Consider the following 1,371-nt stretch of genomic DNA (forward strand, 5'->3'; position numbering starts at 1 on the left):
TCAACCTCGGACTACCAAGGTTATAGGGACAAGCCTTACGGGCAATTAGTACTGGTTAGCTTAATGCATTACTGCACTTCCACACCCAGCCTATCAACGTCCTGGTCTCGAACGACCCTTCAAGGAGCTCAAGGCTCCGGGAAATCTCATCTCAAGGCAAGTTTCCCGCTTAGATGCTTTCAGCGGTTATCTCTTCCGAACTTAGCTACCCGGCAATGCCACTGGCGTGACAACCGGTACACCAGAGGTTCGTCCACTCCGGTCCTCTCGTACTAGGAGCAGCCCCCTTCAAATTTCCAACGCCCACGGCAGATAGGGACCAAACTGTCTCACGACGTTTTAAACCCAGCTCACGTACCACTTTAAATGGCGAACAGCCATACCCTTGGGACCGGCTACAGCCCCAGGATGTGATGAGCCGACATCGAGGTGCCAAACTCCCCCGTCGATATGAACTCTTGGGAGGAATCAGCCTGTTATCCCCAGAGTACCTTTTATCCGTTGAGCGATGGCCCTTCCATACAGAACCACCGGATCACTATGTCCTACTTTCGTACCTGCTCGACTTGTCGGTCTCGCAGTTAAGCACGCTTATGCCATTGCACTATTAGCACGATGTCCGACCGTACCTAGCGTACCTTCGAACTCCTCCGTTACACTTTAGGAGGAGACCGCCCCAGTCAAACTGCCTACCATGCACTGTCCCCGATCCGGATAACGGACCAAGGTTAGAACCTCAAATGAACCAGGGTGGTATTTCAAGGATGGCTCCACGAACACTGGCGTGTCCGCTTCAAAGCCTCCCACCTATCCTACACAGATTGATTCAAAGTCCAATGCAAAGCTACAGTAAAGGTTCATGGGGTCTTTCCGTCTAGCCGCGGGTAGATTGCATCATCACAAACATTTCAACTTCGCTGAGTCTCGGGAGGAGACAGTGTGGCCATCGTTACGCCATTCGTGCAGGTCGGAACTTACCCGACAAGGAATTTCGCTACCTTAGGACCGTTATAGTTACGGCCGCCGTTTACTGGGACTTCAATCAAGAGCTTGCACCCCATCATTTAATCTTCCAGCACCGGGCAGGCGTCACACCCTATACGTCCACTTTCGTGTTTGCAGAGTGCTGTGTTTTTATTAAACAGTCGCAGCCACCATTTTATTGCAACCCGTTCATCCTTCCACAGTAAAGTGGTCAAACTACTAGGGCGTACCTTATCCCGAAGTTACGGTACCAATTTGCCGAGTTCCTTCTCCCGAGTTCTCTCAAGCGCCTTAGAATACTCATCTCGCCCACCTGTGTCGGTTTGCGGTACGGTCTCGTATGACTGAAGCTTAGAGGCTTTTCTTGGAACCACTTCCGATTGCTTC

The 1,371-nt window shown here is 51.3% G+C and carries 1 rRNA gene; it reads right to left on the minus strand.

The annotated features are described in order from the left end of the window. Positions 1 to 24 precede the first annotated feature (24 nt). Positions 25 to 1,371, minus strand: a 23S ribosomal RNA gene (locus E8M83_RS11765); the annotation flags it as partial.

The organism is Massilia sp. HP4 (assembly GCF_005222695.1).
In the GTDB taxonomy this organism is placed as follows: domain Bacteria; phylum Pseudomonadota; class Gammaproteobacteria; order Burkholderiales; family Burkholderiaceae_D; genus Telluria.